This is a genomic window from Sphingobium sp. TKS (assembly GCF_001563265.1).
Classification (GTDB): domain Bacteria; phylum Pseudomonadota; class Alphaproteobacteria; order Sphingomonadales; family Sphingomonadaceae; genus Sphingobium.
In genome coordinates, this window is sequence record NZ_CP005083.1 from 2092114 (window position 1) to 2111871 (window position 19758).

General features: G+C 62.8%; 27 protein-coding genes and 1 pseudogene. 8 read left to right on the top strand and 20 right to left on the bottom strand.

Annotated features, from left to right (window positions below):
* Nucleotides 1–131: 131 nt before the first annotated feature.
* From tnpC to K426_RS10415, 6 genes and pseudogenes are all read right to left on the bottom strand, one after another.
* A pseudogene (tnpC, locus tag K426_RS10390) lies at nt 132–1475 on the bottom strand (IS66 family transposase); the annotation flags it as partial.
* Between the two features lie 31 nt (nt 1476–1506).
* A complete protein-coding gene (gene tnpB, locus K426_RS10395) occupies nt 1507–1863 on the bottom strand; it encodes an IS66 family insertion sequence element accessory protein TnpB (RefSeq protein ID WP_066556620.1) in 357 nt (118 codons plus the stop codon).
* On the bottom strand, nt 1860–2315 hold the full coding sequence (tnpA, locus tag K426_RS10400; protein WP_066556627.1) for an IS66-like element accessory protein TnpA: 456 nt from the start codon (nt 2313–2315) through the stop codon (nt 1860–1862). The genes tnpB and tnpA overlap by 4 nt, the downstream gene beginning before the upstream one ends.
* 49 nt (nt 2316–2364) lie before the next feature.
* On the bottom strand, nt 2365–3195 hold the full coding sequence (locus tag K426_RS10405; RefSeq protein ID WP_145907261.1) for a methyltransferase domain-containing protein: 831 nt from the start codon (nt 3193–3195) through the stop codon (nt 2365–2367).
* Between the two features lie 11 nt (nt 3196–3206).
* Complete coding sequence (locus K426_RS10410; RefSeq protein ID WP_236036186.1) at nt 3207–4160, bottom strand: EamA family transporter; 954 nt, start codon at nt 4158–4160, stop codon at nt 3207–3209.
* Nucleotides 4161–4171: 11 nt separating this feature from the next.
* The gene (locus K426_RS10415; RefSeq protein WP_082748547.1) at nt 4172–4882 is read right to left on the bottom strand and encodes a DUF3865 domain-containing protein; all 711 of its coding nucleotides are present in this window, start codon (nt 4880–4882) and stop codon (nt 4172–4174) included.
* Between the two features lie 93 nt (nt 4883–4975).
* Here K426_RS10415 and K426_RS10420 point away from each other — a divergent pair, with 93 nt between their 5' ends.
* Entirely contained in the window at nt 4976–5908 is a 933-nt protein-coding gene (locus tag K426_RS10420; RefSeq protein ID WP_197672781.1) for a LysR family transcriptional regulator ArgP, read from the top strand.
* 96 nt (nt 5909–6004) lie between these two features.
* Here the strand turns inward: K426_RS10420 and K426_RS10425 are convergent, their stop codons facing one another.
* Nucleotides 6005–6280, bottom strand: a complete 276-nt coding sequence (locus tag K426_RS10425; RefSeq protein WP_066556636.1) for a DUF6118 family protein — start codon at nt 6278–6280, stop codon at nt 6005–6007.
* Nucleotides 6281–6372: 92 nt separating this feature from the next.
* On the opposite strand from K426_RS10425, the gene K426_RS10430 reads away from it, so the two are divergent.
* Entirely contained in the window at nt 6373–7044 is a 672-nt protein-coding gene (locus K426_RS10430) for a Crp/Fnr family transcriptional regulator (RefSeq protein ID WP_237230051.1), read from the top strand.
* A gap of 16 nt (nt 7045–7060) precedes the next feature.
* Here the strand turns inward: K426_RS10430 and K426_RS10435 are convergent, their stop codons facing one another.
* From K426_RS10435 to K426_RS31260, 3 genes are all read right to left on the bottom strand, one after another.
* Nucleotides 7061–7609 (bottom strand): hypothetical protein, encoded by a 549-nt coding sequence (locus K426_RS10435; RefSeq protein WP_066556637.1) that lies wholly within the window; start codon nt 7607–7609, stop codon nt 7061–7063.
* Between the two features lie 413 nt (nt 7610–8022).
* Nucleotides 8023–8463: a hypothetical protein gene (locus tag K426_RS10440; RefSeq protein ID WP_197672782.1), complete on the bottom strand. Its 441-nt coding sequence runs from the start codon at nt 8461–8463 to the stop codon at nt 8023–8025.
* A 190-nt stretch (nt 8464–8653) separates the two neighbouring features.
* Nucleotides 8654–9184 (bottom strand): hypothetical protein, encoded by a 531-nt coding sequence (locus tag K426_RS31260; RefSeq protein WP_145907263.1) that lies wholly within the window; start codon nt 9182–9184, stop codon nt 8654–8656.
* A 36-nt stretch (nt 9185–9220) separates the two neighbouring features.
* Here K426_RS31260 and K426_RS10450 point away from each other — a divergent pair, with 36 nt between their 5' ends.
* Nucleotides 9221–10540: a radical SAM protein gene (locus K426_RS10450; protein ID WP_066556639.1), complete on the top strand. Its 1320-nt coding sequence runs from the start codon at nt 9221–9223 to the stop codon at nt 10538–10540.
* Nucleotides 10541–10740: 200 nt separating this feature from the next.
* On the top strand, nt 10741–11139 hold the full coding sequence (locus tag K426_RS10455) for a group II truncated hemoglobin (protein WP_066556640.1): 399 nt from the start codon (nt 10741–10743) through the stop codon (nt 11137–11139).
* 232 nt (nt 11140–11371) lie between these two features.
* On the opposite strand, the gene K426_RS10460 is transcribed toward K426_RS10455, so the two are convergent.
* Nucleotides 11372–11800, bottom strand: coding sequence for an Rrf2 family transcriptional regulator (locus tag K426_RS10460; protein ID WP_066556641.1), 429 nt, complete (start codon nt 11798–11800; stop codon nt 11372–11374).
* A 111-nt stretch (nt 11801–11911) separates the two neighbouring features.
* On the opposite strand from K426_RS10460, the gene K426_RS10465 reads away from it, so the two are divergent.
* Genes K426_RS10465 through K426_RS10480 form a run of 4 tightly spaced genes read left to right on the top strand, consistent with a single transcriptional unit; the run spans nt 11912 to nt 14358 of the window.
* Nucleotides 11912–12343, top strand: a complete 432-nt coding sequence (locus tag K426_RS10465) for a group III truncated hemoglobin (RefSeq protein WP_066556643.1) — start codon at nt 11912–11914, stop codon at nt 12341–12343.
* Nucleotides 12343–12627: a DUF1971 domain-containing protein gene (locus tag K426_RS10470; RefSeq protein WP_066556645.1), complete on the top strand. Its 285-nt coding sequence runs from the start codon at nt 12343–12345 to the stop codon at nt 12625–12627. The genes K426_RS10465 and K426_RS10470 overlap by 1 nt, the downstream gene beginning before the upstream one ends.
* Nucleotides 12628–12668: 41 nt before the next feature.
* The gene (gene hmpA / locus K426_RS10475) at nt 12669–13880 is read left to right on the top strand and encodes an NO-inducible flavohemoprotein (protein ID WP_066556647.1); all 1212 of its coding nucleotides are present in this window, start codon (nt 12669–12671) and stop codon (nt 13878–13880) included.
* 13 nt (nt 13881–13893) lie between these two features.
* Nucleotides 13894–14358: a hypothetical protein gene (locus K426_RS10480; RefSeq protein ID WP_066556649.1), complete on the top strand. Its 465-nt coding sequence runs from the start codon at nt 13894–13896 to the stop codon at nt 14356–14358.
* Here the strand turns inward: K426_RS10480 and rnk are convergent.
* The 9 genes from rnk to K426_RS10520 all read right to left on the bottom strand — a co-directional run bounded on the left by rnk (nt 14343) and on the right by K426_RS10520 (nt 19628).
* Nucleotides 14343–14759, bottom strand: a complete 417-nt coding sequence (gene rnk / locus K426_RS10485; RefSeq protein ID WP_066556652.1) for a nucleoside diphosphate kinase regulator — start codon at nt 14757–14759, stop codon at nt 14343–14345. The two genes, K426_RS10480 and rnk, sit on opposite strands and share 16 nt — an antisense overlap.
* A 237-nt stretch (nt 14760–14996) precedes the next feature.
* A complete protein-coding gene (locus tag K426_RS10490) occupies nt 14997–16625 on the bottom strand; it encodes a Na+/H+ antiporter (protein ID WP_066556659.1) in 1629 nt (542 codons plus the stop codon).
* 86 nt (nt 16626–16711) lie between these two features.
* Complete coding sequence (locus K426_RS10495; RefSeq protein ID WP_066556661.1) at nt 16712–16960, bottom strand: hypothetical protein; 249 nt, start codon at nt 16958–16960, stop codon at nt 16712–16714.
* Nucleotides 16961–16972: 12 nt separating this feature from the next.
* Nucleotides 16973–17140, bottom strand: a complete 168-nt coding sequence (locus K426_RS31265; protein WP_236036189.1) for a hypothetical protein — start codon at nt 17138–17140, stop codon at nt 16973–16975.
* Nucleotides 17141–17205: 65 nt separating this feature from the next.
* Complete coding sequence (locus K426_RS10500; RefSeq protein WP_145907266.1) at nt 17206–17604, bottom strand: hypothetical protein; 399 nt, start codon at nt 17602–17604, stop codon at nt 17206–17208.
* A 2-nt stretch (nt 17605–17606) separates the two neighbouring features.
* Nucleotides 17607–18287, bottom strand: a complete 681-nt coding sequence (locus K426_RS10505; RefSeq protein WP_066556665.1) for a carbonic anhydrase — start codon at nt 18285–18287, stop codon at nt 17607–17609.
* Nucleotides 18284–18925: a peroxiredoxin gene (locus tag K426_RS10510; RefSeq protein WP_066556666.1), complete on the bottom strand. Its 642-nt coding sequence runs from the start codon at nt 18923–18925 to the stop codon at nt 18284–18286. Before K426_RS10510 ends, K426_RS10505 begins: the two co-directional genes overlap by 4 nt.
* 62 nt (nt 18926–18987) lie before the next feature.
* The gene (locus tag K426_RS10515) at nt 18988–19254 is read right to left on the bottom strand and encodes a hypothetical protein (protein WP_066556668.1); all 267 of its coding nucleotides are present in this window, start codon (nt 19252–19254) and stop codon (nt 18988–18990) included.
* A complete protein-coding gene (locus K426_RS10520; RefSeq protein WP_066556669.1) occupies nt 19251–19628 on the bottom strand; it encodes a hypothetical protein in 378 nt (125 codons plus the stop codon). Before K426_RS10520 ends, K426_RS10515 begins: the two co-directional genes overlap by 4 nt.
* Nucleotides 19629–19758 lie beyond the last annotated feature (130 nt).

Below are 19758 nucleotides of genomic sequence, written 5' to 3' on the forward strand. Positions count from 1 at the left end.
CTCCAGATGGTGGGTGGAGAGGAAGGCGTATTATGTGCAGCTGAAGTTAGTCATGCTGCAACATGTGCGACGAAAAAAAATGGCGGACTGGGCACAACCCGCCGTCGGCACCTGCGCATAATCCGGCGCTTCGCATAATTGCGATTGAGCGCCAGCGGGCGGATTGAGCGTTCGACGGTGTTGCTGTCGAGGTCGATGCGCCCATCGTCGAGGAAGCGGGAGAGGCCGTCCCAGCGGGTGAGCGTGTAGCGGATCGCCTCGCCGAGCTTGCTCTTGGTGCTGACCTGGCGGGCCAGGGCCTCGAGATGCTGGTGCAGATCGTCGATAATGCCGCGGCTGCGTTCGTGGCGAACCGCGCGCCGCTGCTCGGCCGGTGATCCTCGCACCTCGTCCTCGATGGCGTAGAGCATGGCGATGCGGCGCAGCACCTCGGTCGCTACCGGCGATGTGTCGGCCAGCTCGTAGAACTTGCGACGAACATGCGCCCAGCAGAAGGCGAGTTGGACTTGGCCACGCCGCCGGGCAAGCGCGGCATAGCCGCCATAGCCGTCGACCTGAAGGATGCCGGCAAAGTCGCCGAGATGGGCGTGAGGTCGCTCGGCCTTGCGGTCAGCGGCATAGACATAGGCCACCATCGGCGCATCCTTACCGCCCCACGGCCGATCATCGCGGGCATAGGCCCACAGCTGCCCGGTCTTGGTCCGCCCGCGCCCCGGATCGAGCACTGGTGCGGTGGTCTCATCGGCGAACAGTCGCTCGGATCGTCGCAGCCGCTCGAGGATGTGGTCGCGCAAGGGTCGTAGATACCAAGCTGCTCGCCCGACCCAGTCTGCCAAGGTGGAGCGGTCGAGTTGGATACCCTGGCGGGCGTAGATCTGCGCCTGACGGTAGAGTGGCAGGTGATCGGCGTACTTCGAGACCAGCACCTGGGCGATCAGCGTCTCGGTGGGGATGCCACCCTCGACGATCCGCGCTGGCGCCGGTGCCTGAACCACCGCGCTCTCGCACGAGCGGCAGCCGTAGCGCGGCCGGCGCGTGATCAGCACCCGAAAGGTGGCCGGCACCACGTCGAGCCGTTCGGATACATCCTCGCCGATCTGGTGGAGAGTACCGCCGCAGCAGGGGCAGGCCTTGTCCTCGACATCGACGACCTGCTCGATCCGTTCCAGGTGCGCGGGCAGCCTGCCGCGGTTGGTCTTGCGCGGACGGCCAACACGGGTCGGGCTCGCCTTCTCCGTGGCGTGCTCCGCCTCGGCGAGAGCCGTCTCGACCTCCTCCAGGCAGAGCTGGAGCTGATCGGGATCGAGCTGTTCGGAGCGGCGGCCGAAGCGGTGACGCTGAAGGGCATCGATGATGGCCTTCAGACGCTCGACTTCGGCTTGAAAAGCCTTGAGCGTGTCGAGCTCGCGAGCCTGTTCGAGGACGAGCGCGCGGAGCGCTGCAACGTCATCGGGAAGGTCCGCTTCCAAGAGCATGCAGGCACTGAATCAGCAGAAGAATGCCCGGTCAAGCGGCGATCACCGGTGCCTTCGGCCGACGGCCGCCATGCACCCGCCGCCAGTCCAGACCCTCCAGAAGCGCGCCCAGTTGCGCCGCAGTCAGGCGCATTACGCCATCGCGGATGCCCGGCCACTTGAAGCCACCTTGCTCCAGCTTCTTGGCCATCAGGCACAGGCCCGTGCCGTCCCACCAGATGAGCTTGATCCGGTCCGCTCGCTTTGCCCGAAAGACGTAGATCACGCCCGAATAGGGCTCGCCGCCGTACTCAGCGCCGACCAAAGCGGCGAGCGAGTCCGCTCCTTTGCGAAAATCCACCGGACGCGTCGCCACCATCACGCGCGCGCCGGCACCAGGGCCGATCATCGTGTCGCCTTGAGTGCTTCGATCACCGCCGCGATGACACCCGCATCGGCGCCGCGGGCGATCTTCACCGCCACCCCGTCGATCTCCAGTTCGACCGCACCGGCCTGCGAGCGCCGGCGCTTCCGCGAGCGCCTGGCCGGCGGAGCCGGATCGCTTGCCGGCGGCGGATCGATCACCGCGGGGACGAACGAAGGCGCCGGCGCCGTGGCCATCGGCAGCGACAGGCCCTGGGCCTCCAACTGCTTGCGAAGCTCCCGGCGCCAGGTGAACAGCTGCGACGGGCTCAGACCGTGCCGCCGAGCAACCGAACAGACCGTCTCAGCGCCTGAATAGCTCTCCGCGACGATTGATGCCTTCACCTCGAGCGGCCAATCGCGCCGCTTGCCTGCACCCGTAAAAACCTCGAACCGCTGAACCACGCTCGTGCCAGCATCGTCACATGACATCATCATAGCACCAGCGCACCTCCAACCGATCAAGGCGGAGACTCAGCGCTGCGCGTCACGCCCGCAAGGTGGGAGCAGAACAGCGCTTACGTTCTATCCATAATACGAAACCACCTAGTTGACCCGACCGCGTAATATCGAAAACCACTTCGCCAGCGTCTCCCGCAATCTCCCTGGTATCGAAGCGTAAATCCTCGAATATGTGCTTGTCTGCCAACAAGTGTGACTCAGGAAAGTTGAACGTGACAATGCGGCTAAGAGTGAAATCTCGACTAACGCTCTGTTTAATGCGCTGAGCATAATGATCTGCGACCGCCGTGCAGGCGGCGTTTCGATAAGGCGCTTCGACTACCGATGCAGGCGCAAACCAAGTTATGCATCTCTTGGGCAGCATATGGCCGTCAGGCTTGAGCAGCCGACGCGCGTTTAGGAGCGAACCGACGGCTCCCTCGGCACTTCCTATCATTCCGATCACTTCCGACACGCATAAATCGGCTGGTTCGGCTGGTTCGATCTCGGTGGACGGCCCACAATGGACGGTGATGCGGTCGCTCAATCCCAGCTTGGCAATATGTACTCGCGCCGCCTCTGCCGATGCAGGCATGACCTCGATCGCATCAACGTGCGATGCTCCGGCTTCTGCACACATAATAGCGAGCGGCGCCGATGCACCCGTGCCAAGATCGACCACCCGTCTGCGCGGTGCTGCTCGTTGGATTGCTCCGCGATAGGCTGCGATCCGACCGCTGTCTTCCAACAACCAGCGGTAGAGATGATCGTCATATACCGGATACTCACCAATTGTCGGCCGACAAGTGATCTCGCTGCGCCAGCGGGCAAAGGCGCTGTCGAACGCTGCTCGCGGTGGCGGTGACGATTCAGTCATTGAAAGCCCTTTCAAACCGGCTCGGGCGTCGAGCGACTGTCGCTGGTCACGGCTCCTATCGAAGCCGCCATGATTGTCCCGGTTCCGATGACCTGGGCGAGAGAAAGATGTTCAGCAAGAATGATCGCTGCCGACAACGCTGCCAGCGCTGGCTCCATACTCGTCAGAATGCCGAAGGTTCTTGTGGACAAACCTTGTAACGCGACGATCTCAAGCGAATAGGGAATAGCGCTGGTCAACAGGGCGACAGCAAGAGCAAGTGGTAGAATATCGAAAGAAAGTAGATGACCGCCGGTATGCTCAAGACCGACCGGAACGGTTAGGATGGCTGCAATCGTGGTGCCATAAGCGACGGCTGCCTGGCGGCCTTGCGCTGCGGCACGCTTGCCAATCCGTATGTAGACAGCCCAGCAAACGCCTGCCCCCAAGGCAAACGTCACTCCGCCGGCATTCAATCCCATGCCGGTCGTTCCGTAAGTGAACAACAGTGCGATACCGATGAACGCGAGGACCACCCAGCACAAATCGATAGGGCGGCGCGATTGCCAGAGCGCGAGGCCAAGCGGCCCCGTAAATTCAAGGGCAACCGCCACCGCAAGAGGCAGGCTATGGATCGCCAGGTAAAAAAGGAGGTTCATGCCGCCAAGTGCGGCTCCATAGAATAGCAGCGGGCGAATTGCTGCGCGATCCAATCGCGTTCGCCATGGCCGAAAGATGATGAGCAGGATGCCCGCTGCCAGCCCTAGGCGAAGAGCCGTCGCCCCCTCCGCTCCCACGATCGGGAAAAGCGACTTTGCCAGCGAGGCACCACTTTGGATCGACACCATCGCCACCAACAGCGCAGCGACGGGGATCAGAGGAAACGGTGCGGAGCGCGACCCGGTTGATCCGTCTGATACGGTGATGATCCTCTCGCTCAACGAATGTGAAGCTGACTCAGTAAGTCTCAGTTCTTGCATTGACATGCCCCCTCGGCTCACGCAGCGATGGCGAGGGGAAAGATCGGCGCGAGCAAATCCTGCCACCATTGCCGCATCGCCGCAATCGCCTTGCGTCCACCGTCCAATGCGGCGCCGGGGCTGACGCCATCAGCACTGACGGTCTGCTGATAGGGATTGATCTCCTGTAGAAAGATTCCGAGTTCATCCTTGTGGCTCTGCTCGACTCCGCTCAGATGCATGTCGTGGAATGCCACCAAGGGCTTACCCTCGGCCGCAAGCTCACCACGCCTGATGACTTCCTTGGAGATATGCCGGAAAATCTCATGCTCGAAGATCGCCGCCGCTTCCGTGGCATACATGGCACCAAGCATTCGCGAGGGGTCATCCGATATCAGACCAGCGATACGGAAGAAGAAATACGAAGTGGGAGGAAACTCGTCTCTGGACTCGATGGAAATGCCAATACGTTCCAACGCGGACTTATACATTGCGGCATGGCCGTTCTCTTCGGCCAGATTTCGCATCAATTCGGTGTGAATAGCCGCGTTCGTAAATTCAAGTGCTAGTTCCGCTCCTTGTGCGAGGAAGGTCGTATTGCGAGCCGAAAATTGATAATGCTCCAGCATTAGCCAGTTGAGTGAACGTGTATCGAAGTTCGCGAGGTTGGAGAGTTTAGATTTTACATGGGAAGTAAAAGCCAAATTCTCCGCGTCTATGACTCCTGCGAGTGATGATGATGCATCCATTGCGAAGCTCCTAGAAAGCCATTCGTTATGTTTGTGGTTGGATGATCCACCATTGCCAGTTAGGATAGCTAAATATTCTAAGGGGTATTAAGCATGACTAATCCCATAATCGAATATTCAGCACTCGCTGCTGTTGCCGCCGTGGTGCGCGAGGGAAGTTTTGAGCGTGCCGCCGCAGCTCTCGGAGTCACCTCGTCGGCAGTCTCTCAGCGGATAAAGGCCATTGAAGAACGTGTCGGCGCAGTGCTGGTGTTGCGCACAAGCCCTTGTCGCCCGACCTCGGTCGGCGCGCGTATGTGCGCTCATTTCGAGCGCGTGCAGCTACTCGAAAGGAACCTCATAGACGGAATGCCGAACCTTTTTACCGTTCATCCGGCATGTGCCCCCACAATTCGCATTGCGGTCAATGGCGATAGTCTCAGCACATGGTTTCCAGCGGCTGCAGGGGAGTTTGCGCGGCGCAGTGGTAATCTGCTTGATCTCGTTCTTGAGGGTGAGGAACAAACCGCCCAATTGCTCCGCTCCGGCGAAGTCCTTGCGGCAATCACCGCTGACCCAGCGGCCGTTCAAGGCTGCCGTATTACGCCTTTAGGCATACTCCGCTATGTTGCGGTTGCATCACCGGCCTATTTCACCCGCTTTTTCCCGAACGGCATTGACGCTCTCTCTCTTTCGAAAGCACCGATGCTGCGCACCGACCGGGAAGATGCCCTGCAGGCGCGCTGGGCAAAGACTGTTCTGGACAGCGATGTATCGCCACCAACCCATTGGGTGCCGTCTACTCAAGGATTTGTCGACCTACTACGGGTGGGACTGGGCTGGGGCATGGTGCCGCATATTCTGGGTGATCGCTACATTGCGTCTGGCGAACTGCAACCGTTGGAACCTTTGCGTGCACTGGATGTCACGCTATACTGGCAATATTCTCGGCTTTTCGTCCACATCCTTCACGATCTCAACAAGACCGTTATCGCAACTGCCCGCACGTTGCTCTTTCCCCCAAGCGAGGAAAGAATGAGTGAATGAGGTGTGGAGCGAAGCGACCGGCCGCGCGCTCCCCATATAGCGCCGTAGCGGCCGGTCGGCTTCGCGGCCTATCATCCTGCGATCCGGCCAAAGCGTCTAACGCCCTATCCTGATCGTGCATCGCACCGGCTCCTTGGCTTTCTCCGCCGCCCTCTCGCAAGCGGCGATGGTGTCGCGGTTCGCCTGCCGCATGTCGGCGGCATCAACGATGGCCCGCCAGCCTTCCGGGTTCCCCGCGCGCATCAGGCGGATACCGGCGTCCCACAGCGTCGGCTCGCCCATCGTGCGGCGCGCGACCCGTTCGGGCCATTGCCAGCTTTGCGGGGTCATGCTCGCGGCCAAGGCCCAGGGATCGGAGCTGGATTGCAGCATCCTACTACGTATGTTTCCCAATGCTGGCTGCCCGCCTGGCGCGCGATAAGACAGGCATGATCCAGCTTGTCCAATCCTGCGCCGATTGCGCTGTGCGAAGCTCAGCGGTCTGTAAGGGTGTCTCGGATGCGGATCTGGCCACGTTCCACCGCATCGGGCGGCGCTCGCGCGTTTCGCGCGGGCAAGGCCTCATCTGGGCGGGCGACCCGCATCCTCCATGCGGGAGCCTCGTCTCGGGCATGGTCAAGATCACTGCCTCGACCATCGGCGGCCGTGAGCAGATCGTCGGGCTCCTATATCCAGGCGATTTCATCGGGCAACCGTTCGCCCCGCAGGCCGAGTTCACGTTTACCGCCCTCACGGACGCGCAAACCTGCATCTTCGCGCAGCGCGACTTTAGGCGCCTGCTGGACATGCATAGCTGCGTCGAGCAGGAATTGCTCAGGCGAATGGCGCATTCGCTCGACTTGGCGCGCCACCGGATGCTGATGCTGGCGCGTCAGTCCGCCGGCGAGCGCATCGCAGGCTTTCTGCTGGAGATGGAGGCGGCCATTGAGACTCCCTTGGCGAGCGAAGGGCGGCCGAATGCGTTCGAGCTGCCGCTCTCCCGGGGGCAGATCGCGGAGGTGCTGGGGCTCACGATCGAAACTGTCAGCCGACAGCTCACCAAGTTGAAGAACCGCGGAATCATCGCGCTTTCCGGCGGCCGGTCGGTGGCGATCATCGACCGGGGCGGACTGGAAGGGCTCGCCGAGGCGGCCTGAGCCGCTCGGCCGGAGGTTAGGAGCGGCTGCCACATCCGGAAAGGCGGCCGACCAGAAACGCGTTTGCCTCATTCGTTAGCCGGTTTCCTCCGAGGGTCAGGAGTGCCAGCGTCTCGAACGCCATGTCCGCACGCGCCACCTCGAAGAAGCTTCTCAACATGTATCCCAAGGCCTCCGCGGAAAAGGCGCGCGTAGCGCAATTCAGCGGCCGCAGCGCAGCTGCGAGATCCTCCGCAGCTATCGCCTCGACCAGATGCTGGCGCCCGATGCGTTCCAGCAGGATCGTGCGGAGCGGCTCTGCCGTTGGGCGGGCGAACAGCTGTTCAACGAGCCGTCGCCCCCCGCGGGGAAGCTGGGACGAGAGCCTCCCCAGGTCCGCGCAGACATCGTCCACCAGCGCGGGTCGAGGCAGGCCGGGCAGCCCGTCGGCGAGCTTTTCGAGCCTGTCGCACAATGCCGCTAGGTGCGCGTGATCGGTCATGATGGGAACCAGTTCCAGCTCACCAATCATATGCCAGCCCGACCTGAAGGCGACGAGATTGTCCGGCGCCTTCTCGATATTCATGACGCTCCGCTGAGGCCGCATATCTTTCTCCGATGCAACTTGCGGGGTCTAGCGAAAGCATGAAGCGGCAGCTTTGACTCGCGTCAAAGTTGACGGTCAGCTGGATCGGGCGGAGGACTCGACGCTGACGGTGCTGATCACAATGTCCACACGCCGCGCCGGGCTGTCTCGGCGATCGCGAAGATCACCGAAGAAAAAGGACAGTCATGTAGCTTGTAAACCCAGTCATGCGGTGACTGCTGTCGCCCGGCACAGGGTCATAGATTCGACACGAACCACACTATGAAACCCGCCACTCCGGCAAGGGCGAGCGCGAGAACGACACGCACAAGCGGCGGGTCCTTTGCAATGTCTTGAGGCCAGGGCAAGGTCAGCGCCCGCATGGCCGATACGAAAAGCGGCAGCGGCTCCAGCTACCCGAACCCAGTCGTCACCCAGCGCTGCGCCATGGCGATCGACTGACCATCTGTGATGGTGTCCTTGGGCGAGTGGATGCCGTGATAGAAGAGCGCGGCGTTCATAGGCCAGAACTCGACCACAGTCAGGATCAGCAGGAGCAGAATGCCGATCGATGGCAGGCAGAGCAGCCATCGATAGCGCCACGGGGTTCGCCACCCCGCTACGAGCGCACCGAACCCGGCTATCAGCATGGCGGCCGAGAACGGAATGAAGAATATGCCGGTATCGACTGGCCAAGCCTTGCCGTAAGGCATCATACCGAGAGATGCAGGTGGATTAGCGCTCCAAGCGCCAGCAAGGACGAGAAGGTCGAACAACTTGGCGCCGAGCAGCGGTCCGCCCGCCAACACGGCCAGCCAGAGGGATGCTCGGGTTATGTCTTCTCTGCTCGCCATTTCCCGCCCCAGCCAAACCCACGAGTTATGTCCGTAGCCTGGGATCATCTCCTCAAACCTGCCCGGCAGCAAGCCACCAATGACCGCCCCTCGCGCATGGGTTTGCAAGCGACATAAATGCGAAAAAAAGCCACCGCGGACGCGGTCCGCGGTGGCATTGCGCTGGCGCGGGGAGGGGGTAGCGCCAGGATCAGTACAACGGTTGTTCGCGAACCAGCCTGCGCCCGTCCGAGGGCACGAAGAGCAAGACCGCAGTCAATAGGGCGCCAGCCGCAAGGGAAAGCAAGAAAGGAGACATCGAAGCGCTGGTGCCATGTCGCGTATCCTGACGGAGTCGATGGATGAAGTTGTGATCCCGGAGCAAGGCCAGCACTTTGACGGCGGTCAAAAGCCTCGTGGCCGAAGCGAAGAAAATCGGCAAGCGGCGCATGCTGGCTCGAATCCGGGAGACGTCACTGTCCCGACCTCTTGAGAAGACAATCTCAACTTCCGCGAGGCTCGCGCGACCAAACAAGCGCGACCGCGCCAGCAGGGAGGGAATGATACCAAGGCGTGCGCAGGTGCCGTCGGCCGTGCGCGCGAATGACGGTGCCGGCGATCGCACGGCGGCATCGTCTAGCGAAAGGGGCCGGCGCACTTCGGCGCGAACGATCCTGGTTAGGCAGTTCGGCGGATTTTCGTCTGTTCGACCCCGACCAAACGCAGCCTTGACCTTGGTCAAGGAGAGAGATGCCGAGAGCGCACAAGCGGACGAGCCATGTGGCCCTACCATCCAGACCTGCTCGCCCAGCCAGTGCCGCGCTATACGAGCTATCCGACCGCCCTCGAGTTCGAAGGCGGGATCGGCCGATCTGAGCAAGTGGCGGCGCTCGAACGGATCGGCCGCGAAGCTCCGGTCTCGGTCTATGTCCATATCCCCTATTGCCGGGAGATATGCTGGTATTGCGGTTGCAATACGGGTGCGGCCAATCGCCCGGGAAGGCTCGCGGGTTATCTCGAAGCGCTCGAACTGGAGATCCGCCTTGTGGCCCGGCGCCTTCAGGGACGTGGACGCGTCACCCGGATCGCCTTTGGCGGCGGAAGCCCCAATGCCCTGCCGCCGTCGAGCTTTCTGCGGCTGCTCGACCGACTCATCGTCGCGTTCGATGCGGCCACCGCCGCGCTGTCGATCGAATTGGATCCCCGCACCCTCGACGATGGCTGGTACGATGCGATCGCCCAGGCGCGCATCTCCAGCGCCAGCCTCGGCTGTCAAACCTTCGAGCCGCATATTCAGCGGGCGATCGGCCGTATCCAGCCCCTGTCAATGATCGAGACCGCGATTTCGCGGCTGCGTGATTCAGGTATCCGGTCTCTGAACATTGACCTCATGTACGGTTTACCCGGCCAGACGGGCGCCGATCTTGACGCCACCCTCGACGAAGCGCTGCGGCTTGCCCCCGACCGCATGGCCTTGTTCGGCTATGCTCACCTGCCCTCGGTGATCCCCCGTCAGCGCCGGATCGATGGGAGCCAGCTTCCCGACATGCGGCAACGCTTCGAACATGCTGCGCTCGGCTTCGAGCGCCTGACCCGGGCAGGCTACGCGGCCGTCGGGTTTGACCATTTCGCATTGCCGGGCGACCCGCTCGCCATGGCAGCCGAGGGGGGGAGCCTGCGGCGCAATTTCCAGGGATTCACCGACGATCCCGCCGACGTTATCCTGGGCCTCGGCGCCAGCGCCATCAGCCTGTTCCCCGACATGATTCTCCAGAACGAGAAGCTCGCCGGTCGCTACCGCATGCTGGTCACGGCAGGGAGCCTCGCGGGTCAACGGGGCGTGATGCGCTCGCCTGACGCCCGCCGCCGCGCTGCGATCATTGAAAGCCTTCTCTGCTCTGGGGAAGCGGCCGTCCCCGAGGATATGTTGCAGGCCGTGCGGCCCCATCTTGAAGCATTCACGGCGAGGAACCTCCTCGCCGTGGAATCTCGCCATCTGAAGATCGCACCGGCCGGGCTGCCTTATGCGCGGCTGATTGCGAGCAGGTTCGACAGCTTCCGGGCCGATCCGACACGTGCAGCCGGCAGCGCGCTCTAAACCGGCCCATATCTGCTGATTGCCTTTGACCTTCGTCAAATCGGTCGATCCAGCGAGCCGCTAGCCTGACTGCGAAAGGAAATCGTCATGGCAGAGATGTTCAGCGCCCATTTTCCCCTGCTCGTTGTCGGATCGATGCTGTTCTTCATGATCGTCCTCGGGAGCGTCTCGATCGAAGATGCCTTGCGCGGACGGCGGCATTGACGACTGCGAGTGCCCCGCCGTGGTCCCCCTTCGAAGCGATCGGGGGCAGCGACGCGATCAGGCAAATTGTGGATCGCTTCTATGACCTGATGGACACCGATCCTGCGTATCGCGATCTTCGCGCCCTGCACGCCGACGACTTGACGCCGATGCGCCGCTCGCTCAGCGGTTTCCTGACCGGCTGGATCGGAGGACCGCGCGACTGGTTCGCGGCCAATCCGGGCAAGTGCATGATGTCGGTCCATGCACCCATCGCGATCAGTGCCGCGACGGCCAACCAGTGGGTCCGAGCCATGTCGGAGGCGATCAAAGGCTGCGACGTCGACGCCGATCTCTCGGATAGGATCAATGAGGCGCTTGCCCTTATGGCGTCCGGCATGGTGCGCCAGGCCTGAGCCCACCGGCGACGGCGACAGGGTTCCCAGGTCGCGAGATTGGTCTTTCTGCCATCGCGGCAGCCATGGACCTTCGTGGTGTCGCTTGTAAGGCAGCGCCGTCGGCGGAGGGTGGGGCGCGATCGGATGGACTTCAAGGAAGATTTCTCAGGGGCCGGAAGCGGAGTGTCAGATCCGGTCAGCTAGGATGGATGCCGCCGGCTCAGCCGTCAGGCGAGACCGTCTGGAACCTTCAGGAGGAGAGGCTTTCGGCCAAGATGCGGCCAATATCCTGACGATTCGTCATAAGGTCCGACAGTGTGTAGCCGTCCAGTACGCCAAGGAAAGCCGCCAGCGCCTCCTTCAGGACTCCCGTCAGCCCGCAGGCGCGAGCAATCACGCAGCTTCCGCAATCCACCAGATCGAACCCGTCTTCGGTATGCCGGACCAGCGCGCCAATATTGATCTCTTCGGGCGCTTTGCCGAGCCGGATGCCACCGAATCGCCCACGCTCGCTTTTGATATAGCCGCTGCGCGCGAGCTCATTGACCACCTTCATGAGATGATTCTGCGAGATGCCATAGGCCCGCGCGACCTCGGCGATCGAGCATAGCCGATCGGGCCGTGCGGCGAGATAAAGCAGCACCCGCATCGAGTAATCCGTGAACAGCGTCAGCTTCATGCATGCTCCTAAGCAACCTTCAATCGGGCCATCGTACATAATATGCATAACGCTTGCATCTTTCAAATGTCACGATAGATGTATTGGAGATGTATGATTGGAGCGTGAGTCGTGGGCAGTGTCGCGGGAATCGATGAGGGAGGGCTCAAGAGGCTTGTGGACGCCTTCTACGCCCGCGTGCGCGCGGACGTCGAACTCGGCCCCATATTCAATGGTGCGATCGATGACTGGCCCGCACATCTTCAGAAGCTCACGGCCTTCTGGTCGTCGGTGATGCTGACCAGCGGACGCTACAAGGGCCAGCCCGTGCCTGCCCATATGAAGCACCGCGACCGGATCACGCCCGCGCTGTTCGGGCGCTGGCTCGGGCTTTGGACGGACACGACGAACGAACTGATGGCACCGGAGGCGGCCGCAGCCCTTCAGGACAAGGCGGCGCGGATCGCGGAGAGCCTGCAGCTTGCCCTCTTCTTCAGGCTGGATTCTCGGCCACCGCGGCCGATCGTCCAGGCGACGCACCTCGCCGACGGGGCTCGCCTCTGATGACCGAGAACTCGCGCGTTCAACCCTATCGGTCGACGCCGGTCTTCGACGAGACAACGCTCCCGGCCGCGTTGCGCGGCCGGCACAGCACCAAGGCCGGCGTATGGGGGATCGTCCGCGTGATCGAGGGGCGGGTCCGGCTCAGCTATCTCGATCCTCCTTCCGAAATGCTGCTCGATCCGGAGACCTCGGGCCTGCTGCTTCCTGAGCAACCGCACTTCGTGGAGCCGCTTGGCCCGATGAAGATGCGCGTCGATTTCTACGATCAGCCGCCCGACGGCTGACCTTTCGCTTCACCTTCACTACCGGCCCTAAGGAGACGTTGATGTCACAGACACTCAGCGAGCGCACCATCGCGCTCGTCAAAGCCACCATGCCCGCGCTCGAAGCGCACGGCCTCGACATTGTACGCGAGATGTACCGGCGGATGTTCGAGAACCCGGAGATCCGCGACCTGTTCAACCAGTCGCACCATGGCGATGCCGGTTCGCAACCGCGCGCGCTGGCCGCCGCCATCCTCGCTTATGGCGCCAATATCGACAATCTCGGCGCGCTGGCCCCCGCCGTCGAGCGGATCGCGCAGAAGCATGTCGGCCTGCAGATCCTCCCCGAACATTATCCTCACGTCGGCGAAGCGCTGCTCGGCGCGATCAAGGCGGTGCTGGGCGATGCCGCTACCGACGAGATCCTCGCCGCATGGGGCGAAGCCTACTGGTTCCTGGCGCATATCCTGATCGCTCGCGAGGAGCGCCTCTACAAGGAGCATGAGACCGCGGAAGGCGGCTGGACGGGTTGGCGCACCTTCGTGATCGACGAAGTCCGCCCCGAAAGCAGCGTCATCACCTCGTTCATCCTGCGCCCGACCGACGGGCGCCCGGTCATTCGCCACAAACCCGGCCAGTATCTGACCTTCTGGCTGGAGATCCCCGGTCACCCGCCGGTCAAGCGCAACTACAGCATCTCGCAGGCGGCCAATGGCGAGACCTATCGCATTTCGGTCAAGCGCGAGCCCATGGGCCTCGCCTCCGGCTGGCTGCATGACCAGGCGAAGCCGGGCACGGTGCTCAAGGTGGCGGCGCCCGCGGGCGAGTTCTTCCTGTCCGAGAATCCCGAGCGCCCCGTGGTGCTGATGTCCGGCGGTGTCGGCCTGACGCCGATGGTCGCAATGCTCGAGGCGATCGCGCAACATCATCCCGATCTCCCCGTCCAGTATCTTCACGGCACGCTGGATGGTTCGACGCACGCGCTGGCCGATCATGTCCGCGCCATCGCGGCTGCTCATCCGAGCATCCGCGTCACCGATTTCTATCAATGCCCTCGCCCCGAGGATGTGGCGGGTCGCGATTACGACCATGATGGCTTGATCGACGAGGCCTGGTTGACGGAGCACACGCCGATCGAAGATGCGGATTATTATCTATGTGGTCCGCGCCCGTTCCTGCGCACCTTCGTCGCGACGCTGTCGCTTGCCGGCGTGGCGTCCGATCGCATCCACTACGAGTTCTTCGGTCCGGCCGACGAACTGCTCGCAGCTTGAGGCAGGCGCCGCGATGGACGATTTCATCATTGGTCGTGCGCTGCACGTCGTCGCCGTCCTGATGTGGATCGGTGGCGTTGCGTTCGTGACGACCGTCGTGATGCCGTCCATCCGGCGCCACCATGCACCCGACGAGAGGCTCGCCGCCTTTCATCAACTGGAGGAGCGGTTTGCGCCGAAGGCGCGCCTGTGGGTGCTGCTGGCCGGAGCAAGCGGGCTCTGGATGGTCTACAGGGCCGATATGTGGGGCCGGTTCGCCGATCCCCGTTTCTGGTGGATGGACGCCATGGTCTGCCTCTGGGCCATATTCATGGCGATGCTGTTCCTGATCGAACCGCTCTTTCTCCACGCGCGCATGGAGAAATCACCCGCTCCATCGGCGGACTTCGAGAGGATGGTAGGAATGCACCAACTCCTCCTGATGCTGGCCGTCATAACGGTGCTTGGCGCGGTAGCCGGAAGTCATGGGTTGCTCTGAGCGGACTGGCTCACCTTGACGATGGCGAGCTTGCGTTCATGCCCCTCCCGGTCTGGCCACAGAATCGACTCTCCCTCGCGCAAGCCGATGAGGCCGGCTCCGACTGGCGTCAGGATCGAGATGCGTCCCGCCGAGATGTCGGCGTCCTTTGGGTAGACGAGCTGTACCGAACGCGTCGCTCCGCTCGCGTCGTCGGTGAACTCGACGGTCGAACGCATCGTCACGACGTCGGACGGGATTTGGGTCGCGCTGTGAATCGTGGCGCGTCCGATTTCCTCGAGGAGCAATTCGCTGACCTGCGGTAACCGCTCTTCGGCGCCAAGCGCCAGGTTGGTGAGGGCGTCGGCCTCGGTGTCGATCAAATGGATGGGCGGTCGACATGCCGCCTTGCTGTTCGTCATGGTGCTGGCTTTCCGGATAAGGAGGCGCGCGCAGGCTCATGGCCTGGCGCAGCGGTCTGTCGAGAGTTGCCCCGAGTTCGGGGCGTGCCGCACCGGAACCCGGGGCCAGATGCCCGCGAGAAGCTGCCCCCCATGATGGCGGAATCGGAAATGACGGCGCCTAGTCTGCATGATGCGATGATGTCCCCAGCACAGGCGCAAGTCAAATCATCTGCATAGGGGCTGGGTGCCGGTCAGCTAGCCAGCGTAGCGGGCCTCGGCGAGATCGAGTTCGCGCACGAGCTTGCGCGCGGCTTCGCTGCCAAGTTCGCGCCGACGCACGCGTCTGAAGATCTCTCCCCGTTCGGCTCTGAGCGCAGCCAGCCGCAGCTCGCGCTCGATGGCGTCGTCACGCCGGATCAGGCTCCCCTGTTCCGGCCCGCGGGCGTGGCGGTCGATCCGCTCGCGATAGACATCCATGAGACGCGACGCGACGGTAACATAGGTGTCGGCATCCTTACGGCCGTCCGCAAGGCGATGCTGGGTGCGCTCGATCTCGGCGATCGCCGCTTCCGCAGCGGCTATGCGCGCAGCTTCGACCGCGGCAGTCTGGCTTGGCTCCGGAGGCATCTCAAGGTTGCGCAGCAGCAAGGGCAGCCCGATGCTTGCCGAAGCCAGCGATACGATGATCACGCCCATGGCCAGGAAGATGGCGAGATCACGGGCAGGAAAGGCCGAACCGTCGGCCATGGTCAGAGGGAGGGTGAGCACGCCGGCCAGCGTGATCGCACCACGCACGCCGGCGAAAGACATGGCCCCGATAATCCGCCAGCCCGGAGCGCCACGTTCGTCGCTCTGGCGAAACAGGGTCAGGTGGAGCGACAGCCATACCCACCCGAAGCGCAGACCCGCAAGCCCGGCATTGATCGCGACGACATAGATGGCCAGCCACCAGGGCTCATAGTGGCCGGTCAGCCGGACGGTTTCGGCAGCACCCGACAGGATCGACGGCAACTGCTCGCCCAACAGGACAAAGATGATCCCGTTGGCGGTGAACTGGATCATGTCCCAGAAGGCGGTGCGGCGGATGCGTGTGACGGCGAGTGCCTGTCCCCGGGATTCGACGAAGCCCATGGCAAGCCCCGCCGCGACGGCGGCGAGAATGCCGGAACAATGCAGCCGTTCAGCGATGAGATAGGCGCCAAACGGAATCAGCAGGCTGATCAGGACCTGCGATCCGCTTTCCTCGCCGAAACGGCGAGCAATGATGGCCTTGAGCCAACCGACCAACCAGGTCAGACCGGCCCCGATGATGATCCCGCCAGTCGCGACCCAGAGAAAGCTGAGCGCGGCCTGGCCGAGAGAAAAGGCACCGGTGAGAGCGGCAGCGACCGCAAAGCGGAGGCAGACCAGGCCTGACGCGTCATTAAGGAGTGATTCGCCCTCCAGGATATGCATCATTCGCTTGGGGATGGGAGAGCGTTGAGCGATTGCGGATACCGCGATGGGATCCGTCGGTGATACCACCGCGGCCAGCGCGAACGCGACGGCAAGCGGCATCGCCGGGATCATCCAGTGGATGAACAAACCCATGCCCAGCACCGTGAAGACCACGAGGCCGAGCGCCAGCTCGAGAATGGTCTTGCCGTCCTTGAAAAGGTCTTCGCGCGGAATGCGCCAGCCGTCGAGGAAGAGAAGCGGCGGGAGGAAGAGAAGGAAGAATATCTCGGGATCGAGCGTCACGCGCCAGTTCGCCGCAAGCCCGATGAAAGCGCCCAGCGTGATCTGAACAAGCGGGCGCGGTAGGGGGAAGGGCAGAAGCCGCGCAACAATGCCGCTCACGACGACGGCGAAGAGCAGGGCAAGCACGATCGTGATCGTTTCCAAAACATACTCCGAACAAGAAGCTGGTCCGTGTCTCCTTTCCTATAAACGGCTTGAGGGCCAGTCCCCTCCCTTGAACCTTGACGCTCTCAGATCACGGCGCCGGCGTCCTCATGGCACTGCATCGCTGGTTCGCCGCCGATGGTCGCATCTCCGACGAGGATCGCGAATTTGGCGCCGGCATAGTGAGTGGCGGGCGTATGCCAGGCATTGGCCACAGTCAGGATTTCACCCGCGATTTCCACCTGCTCGCCAGGCGCGGGCGATCGGACGAAATGATAGCAGCCCCGTGGGGCGGCCGTACGACGGTCGGGTCCGGCAAACACATCGATAAGCATGGTTATCTCCCTTCACTGAACAAGAGCGCGTACCGGCGCGGGAAAGCGCCATGGCTCGCCATGACCCAGCGCGGCACCATATTGCTGTTCGGCGATATGCCAGTTCGCGAGTCTGTCCCACCAGACAAAGGCGGTCACGTTCAGGTTCTCGGCAAGCCGGTCTGCCGGATAGCGCGGCAATCTCCAACGCGCTAGAAGGCCGCCGTTCCGAAACCGGATGTTTTGCGGCTGTCGCTTGTCGAGTGCTAGTTGACATCGCGGCTCTCGTGCAGGCGCGCGCGCAGGGCCGCGAGACAGAGTGCGATTTCCTCGACCGGGTGATCTTCCATCCACTCCCCACGGGCGCATGCCACCGCGATGCCGCGCGCGCGGGAGTCGATCCAGTATCCCGGCGGTACGAGCGTCGCCGCCGCCGTGTGCGAACCGGTGTAGCGCAGGGCGCGGACGCGGGAGCCGTCTGGATGCAGCCAGACGCCTACCTCGATCTGCGGCAGTTCCGCCAGGCCGGGGAACACCCCAACGGCGATCAGAGCGTCGAGCGGGCGGCTCGGCGATAAGGCGTTCTCACAGGCAGCGATCGCACCCATCAGCACATCGCACGAAGTCGCCGTGCTCGGAACAGGCGGTCGGACGATGGCTTCCATGATCAGCCGGTCCCATCGATCACAGGCTCGACCGCTAAACCCCCGCCGTGGACTCGCCGGCACAGGCTCTTCAACAGTCCATCGCCGATCCTATAGACCCAGCCGTGCAGGCTCAGCGGGGCCTCACGCGCCCAGGCCGCTCGCACGAGAGGATTGACGGACAGCGCGTCGACTTGCGCCACGACATTGCGCTCGCACAGGGCCTCGGCTGCCGCCCCATCGGTGTTGACCTTGCAGGGATGACGACGGTGAAGCTGACGCACGGGCGCCAGCCAGTGGCCGATGGCGTCGTCGGTCTCGTTCTCCATCGCGGCATGAATGCCGCCGCAGCCATAATGGCCCACGACGATGATATGGTGGACATTCAGGACATCGACCGCGAACTGCAGCGCGGCGGAAAAATTGGGATCGGCGGCGATTGCGAGATTGGCGACGTTGCGATGGACGAACATCTCGCCCGGATCGAGATCGACGATCTCCGTCGCCGGCACGCGGCTGTCCGAGCAGCCGATCCAGAAATAACGGGGCCGCTGCTGACCGACGAGGCGGCGAAAGAAGCCCGGATCGTTGCGCGTCTTGGCATCGGCCCAGGCCCGGTTGCGGTCGAACAGCGTGGACAGCCAGCCGTCGCCTTCAGGAATGGCGGCGGCCTTATCCTGCCCGTTCGTCCGCGTCCGGCTCATTGACCGGTCGATTGCAGATCGACGATCCGCAGATAGGGCTTCAACGTCTTGAAGCCTTGCGGGAACTGCCGGTTGGCTTCCTCGTCCGATAGCTTGGGCGAGATCACGACGGGTTCGCCCGGCTCCCAGTTGACCGGAGTGGCGACGCTGCGCGCGTCGGTCAGCTGGAGGCTGTCGATCGCGCGCAGGATCTCGGCGAAGTTGCGGCCCGTGCTCGGCGGATAGGTGAGGATCAGCCGGACCTTTTTCGCCGGATCGATCACGAATACCGAGCGGACCGTGACGGTCGGATCACTCTTCGGGTGGATCATGCCATAGAGGCTCGAGACCTGGCCGTTGGGATCGGCGATCATGGGGAAATCGAGCGTCGCGCCTTGCGTCTCCTCGATGTCGGACTCCCATTTATGGTGGGCCTCGACCGGATCGACCGACAGCCCGATCGGCTTCACGCTGCGCCTATCCCATTCGGGGCGCAGCCGCGCGACCTCGCCCAGTTCGGTCGTGCAGACCGGCGTGAAGTTCTTGGGGTGGCTGAAAAGGACGCCCCAGCTCGCTCCGAGCCAGTCGTGGAACTGGATGCGGCCGTGGGTGCTGTCCTGTTCGAAATCGGGGGCGATCTGCCCAAGCTGGATAGTCATGGAGGCTCCTTCGTGCATGCGGAGCCAGTGTGAGGCCGCACTAGCCAACAAACAAACGAATGTTATTTCAGGTTGAAAGCAATATCATTGCCTTTACTGAGGTTCACGGGGGGCAGCCATCCAATGGTCAACAGCGCTATGGGCAGGGCGATCAGCAGGACGAACTCGCCATCCGCATCGCTGATTACGCCACTCTTGCCCAGAACCCAGATGAACAGCCGCAGCGATGCGATCGCAATTGCCGCGGCGACCATCCAGTAGAGGCCGACGCGCAGATGCGGCCGGCGATTGCGGCACTCGCCGCCGCTTCCGTTTCGCTGGCCGCTCACGGCTCATCGCCAGGTTCGACCCCGGGATGACGGGTCGCATTGCGCTTCCTGGTTCTTGGCGATTGGGCGGCGTCCGATCTGCCATGGTCCAGCGGCCACAGAGCGGTGAAGTCGGCGGGGGGCGGCACTTCGCGGAAGGCCTTCGGCGCGCTGGTGGATGTCGCCGCCCATTCGAAGCCCATGATGACGAATGTCGCGACAGGCGCCGCGACAATGATGACGATGGGCAAGGCCTGTTCGGAGATGATATCGGCTTTGACGAGGCCATAAAGGCCAAGCCAGGTCACCGCCATCAGGATCGTGGCGAGAATCCCGAAGGCCTTCCCGTCCTCGCGTCGCGGTGGCTCGGGACGAACCGGATCGAACGGTTTCACTGCAGCACCGCGCCCAAGGAGAGCGGGTCGGCTTCGGCGAACACTCCTTCATGCTGGACCATCCTGGTCCTCCTTGTCGGCACATCATCCGCCCGCTATTATCCATCAAGCAAATGAATATAATTGATGA

Bases quoted from the DNA above. Each gene is read 5' to 3' on its own strand.
- K426_RS10435 (WP_066556637.1), bottom strand. From the start codon at position 7,609: ATGAATATCGAGAAGGCGCCGGACAATCTCGTCGCCTTCAGGTCGGGC.
- rnk (WP_066556652.1), bottom strand. From the start codon at position 14,759: ATGACGAACAGCAAGGCGGCATGTCGACCGCCCATCCATTTGATCGAC.
- K426_RS10415 (WP_082748547.1), bottom strand. From the start codon at position 4,882: ATGGATGCATCATCATCACTCGCAGGAGTCATAGACGCGGAGAATTTG.
- K426_RS10505 (WP_066556665.1), bottom strand. From the start codon at position 18,287: ATGAGCCGGACGCGGACGAACGGGCAGGATAAGGCCGCCGCCATTCCT.
- tnpA (WP_066556627.1), bottom strand. From the start codon at position 2,315: ATGATGATGTCATGTGACGATGCTGGCACGAGCGTGGTTCAGCGGTTC.
- hmpA (WP_066556647.1), top strand. From the start codon at position 12,669: ATGTCACAGACACTCAGCGAGCGCACCATCGCGCTCGTCAAAGCCACC.
- K426_RS10500 (WP_145907266.1), bottom strand. From the start codon at position 17,604: ATGGAAGCCATCGTCCGACCGCCTGTTCCGAGCACGGCGACTTCGTGC.
- K426_RS10420 (WP_197672781.1), top strand. From the start codon at position 4,976: ATGACTAATCCCATAATCGAATATTCAGCACTCGCTGCTGTTGCCGCC.
- K426_RS10495 (WP_066556661.1), bottom strand. From the start codon at position 16,960: ATGCTTATCGATGTGTTTGCCGGACCCGACCGTCGTACGGCCGCCCCA.
- K426_RS10510 (WP_066556666.1), bottom strand. From the start codon at position 18,925: ATGACTATCCAGCTTGGGCAGATCGCCCCCGATTTCGAACAGGACAGC.
- K426_RS10470 (WP_066556645.1), top strand. From the start codon at position 12,343: ATGACCGAGAACTCGCGCGTTCAACCCTATCGGTCGACGCCGGTCTTC.
- K426_RS10405 (WP_145907261.1), bottom strand. From the start codon at position 3,195: ATGACTGAATCGTCACCGCCACCGCGAGCAGCGTTCGACAGCGCCTTT.
- tnpB (WP_066556620.1), bottom strand. From the start codon at position 1,863: ATGATCGGCCCTGGTGCCGGCGCGCGCGTGATGGTGGCGACGCGTCCG.
- K426_RS10440 (WP_197672782.1), bottom strand. From the start codon at position 8,463: ATGGCGAGCAGAGAAGACATAACCCGAGCATCCCTCTGGCTGGCCGTG.
- K426_RS10450 (WP_066556639.1), top strand. From the start codon at position 9,221: ATGTGGCCCTACCATCCAGACCTGCTCGCCCAGCCAGTGCCGCGCTAT.
- K426_RS10480 (WP_066556649.1), top strand. From the start codon at position 13,894: ATGGACGATTTCATCATTGGTCGTGCGCTGCACGTCGTCGCCGTCCTG.
- K426_RS10460 (WP_066556641.1), bottom strand. From the start codon at position 11,800: ATGAAGCTGACGCTGTTCACGGATTACTCGATGCGGGTGCTGCTTTAT.
- K426_RS10410 (WP_236036186.1), bottom strand. From the start codon at position 4,160: ATGTCAATGCAAGAACTGAGACTTACTGAGTCAGCTTCACATTCGTTG.
- K426_RS10425 (WP_066556636.1), bottom strand. From the start codon at position 6,280: ATGCTGCAATCCAGCTCCGATCCCTGGGCCTTGGCCGCGAGCATGACC.